The organism is Blautia caccae (genome assembly GCF_040095955.1).
GTDB lineage: Bacteria > Bacillota > Clostridia > Lachnospirales > Lachnospiraceae > Blautia > Blautia celeris.
The window spans coordinates 1-2,551 of the sequence record NZ_JBBMFP010000058.1 but is presented as its reverse complement, the minus strand read 5'-3'; the positions used below and the strand labels follow the sequence as shown (position 1 = coordinate 2,551).

Genomic DNA, 2,551 nt, shown 5'->3' with positions numbered 1-2,551 from the left:
GATCGCCATGCCGGCAATTATGGGATGCTGTTTGATACGGATACGATGCAGGTTTCGGGGATGGCACCAGTATTCGACCACAACCAGGCACTGCTTCCTTATGCGGAGCAGGCGGAGTTTGATCATCTGCAGGATTATCTGTCCACCCGGCCTACCCGGATCGGGGAAGACTTTAATGAGGTCGCCCATGCGGCCCTTACCCCGGCCATCCAGGCGGATCTGATCAACCTGAAAGGGTTCCGGTTTGACCGGGAACATCCCTGCCATCTTCCGGAGGAGCGGCTCAAAATCTTAGAAGAGGTTGTAAATGAGCAGATTGATGGCATATTGAAGCTAAAACGGCTGTATATGCCCGGTATGCCCGAGGCGAAAGAACCAGAAAAGAAGGAAAAGATGAAAAAACCAGTAAAAAGGTTATAAGAAAAAGGCATTGGAGAGGATCCAGTGCCTTTTTTCGTGGAACGGTGGAAAAACGTGGACGATTATAGATGCTTTTTGCGTCTGAATGATGATCCATATCATAAAAAAGCTATTGAAATCTTAAAAAATAAAGAAACCATAAATTTTGATGATATTTGATCTTATTCTACCAGTGCATACTGAAATAAACCGATTTAAACCAACAAAACGGATTGGTATATGGTACGATATAATTGTAAAAGAGACAAAAGCGATAAGAAAAGGCCCTGTGGAGAAATCCTGAAGGGCCTTTTTTTATAAATAAAGGCCGAAAGATTACGGCTTATTTTATTCGCAGAGGAGTGAGTGCCGTTGAGCTAGAAAATGTACAAAAAATGTAGAACCCGTAAAAAGAAAAAAGTATAAAGGAGTAGAATGTATGAAGAACAAGACAGTAAAAGGAATAGCAGTTTCTTTAGGATTGATCACGATCATGGGCATTGGAGGCATATCCGCTTATTTCACGGATACGGACACGCAGACAAACAAATTCACCGTTGGTAGAGTGACAGTAGACCTGACAGAACCGGAATGGGACAAATATCCAGACAAAGATAATAATGGTATACCGGATCAGGCAGAAGACCTGACGCCAAATAAGACTATCGTAAAAGACCCGGTTGTCACAAATACCGGGATCAACGAAGCCTTTATTTTTGCAACGGTGGAGGTGCCTTGCCGGAACATTATCGTAGCGAATGCAGATGGGACCCGGAAACCAGCAGCACTGACAGATTTGTATTCTTATACCGTCAATCCCGGCTGGGTGAAAATGGGTACCTATGATGTTAGGGACGGTTCAGGTGTTGTTGCACACAGATATCTATATGCTTATGCTGCAAGCAACGTATGCACAGCATTGGAGGCCGGAAAAGCTACCACTCCGATCTTCTCAGAAGTGACAACCGTAAATGCCATTGAAGGGCAGGGGCTGGAACAGCAGAAATTTGAGATGCCGATCCATGCATATGCCATCCAGACCAGCGATCTGAATGGCGGCAAGACAGCTCCTGCAGATGTCTGGACAGTATATACGAACCAGAACAGTATCACAGAAAAATATAACTGATCTTTTATGAGTTCCTCACGAGTCCCCCACTGTGAGCCGTGAGGGACTCATGCTTTAAGGAGGTAACCGATGGGAAAAAACAAAAAAATTATGATTGGCATTGTCGCTCTTCTCATTTCCATCATGGCTTGTACCGGGATCTTTGCTTATCTGTCCGCCCAAACGGGGAAAATAAACCGTTTTACCTTCGGTGAAAATGTGATCGAAACGGATGAGCATTTCCCGGATCCGGATCCAAAACCCGGAGGGACAGTGGAGAAGGATGTAAAAGTAAAAAATACAGGGGATGTGCCGTGCTTTGTGCGGACAAAGATCTTATTTTCCAATGATGATGCAGAATCGGTTTCCACATTGGATATCAATACTGCGGACTGGGAAAAAAATAATACGGATGGATATTATTACTATAAACATATCCTGCCAGTCAATGTGAGTACATCATCCTTAATGAAAACCGTAAAGATAGCAGATAATGCGGATTTGGATGGATTAGATGACTTTGATATTATTGTATATTCCGAGTCTGTGCAATCTGATGGCTATACGGACGCACAATATCTGGAAGCCTTTAAAGGCCTGACACATTGAAAGGGGGGATATCCATGAAGCATAAACATCTTTTGGCAGCACTGTGTATCGGTATGGTGACTATGGCAGGTATCGCAGTAGTGGCTGCCAGCCAGTCGGAAACATCCGTCACGAATCATATTACTACGTCTGTTGTAAATATTGATCTGGAGACCTATGCACAGAAAGGTAATGGGCTCATCCCTGTGGATGAGGACAGCGGCCCACAAATGCTCATGCCGGGGATGAAAATATCTCACATTCCCCGGATCACCAATAAGGCTATTGACTGTTATATACGGGCGAGCGTTGACATTACAAGCAAATATGAGGTGGAGCGTCCCATAACAGAAGAGGATATTTCGGGCTTTTCTGAAGGCTGGGTGCAAAGAGGAGAGTATTATTATTATACAAACGTATTTCGATCAAACCAGAGCACAGATCTGTTTGATACCA

Annotated in this window: 3 protein-coding genes and 1 pseudogene; all 4 read left to right on the top strand. The window is 44.0% G+C overall.

Going from position 1 to position 2,551, the window contains the following annotated elements; all coding sequences use genetic code 11:
• A partial coding sequence (locus WMO65_RS25995) for a hypothetical protein (protein WP_349064835.1) occupies window positions 1–420 on the top strand: 420 nt, incomplete at its 5' end.
• Window positions 421–838: 418 nt separating this feature from the next.
• Window positions 839–1,528: a SipW-dependent-type signal peptide-containing protein gene (locus tag WMO65_RS25990; protein WP_349064833.1), complete on the top strand. Its 690-nt coding sequence runs from the start codon at window positions 839–841 to the stop codon at window positions 1,526–1,528.
• 69 nt (window positions 1,529–1,597) lie between these two features.
• The gene (locus WMO65_RS25985; RefSeq protein WP_349064832.1) at window positions 1,598–2,116 is read left to right on the top strand and encodes a hypothetical protein; all 519 of its coding nucleotides are present in this window, start codon (window positions 1,598–1,600) and stop codon (window positions 2,114–2,116) included.
• A 14-nt stretch (window positions 2,117–2,130) separates the two neighbouring features.
• Window positions 2,131–2,551 (top strand): annotated as a pseudogene (locus tag WMO65_RS25980) (hypothetical protein); the annotation flags it as partial.

Excerpts from the sequence above, each read along its gene's own strand:
- WMO65_RS25990 (WP_349064833.1), top strand. The coding sequence starts at position 839 with ATGAAGAACAAGACAGTAAAAGGAATAGCAGTTTCTTTAGGATTGATC.
- WMO65_RS25985 (WP_349064832.1), top strand. The coding sequence starts at position 1,598 with ATGGGAAAAAACAAAAAAATTATGATTGGCATTGTCGCTCTTCTCATT.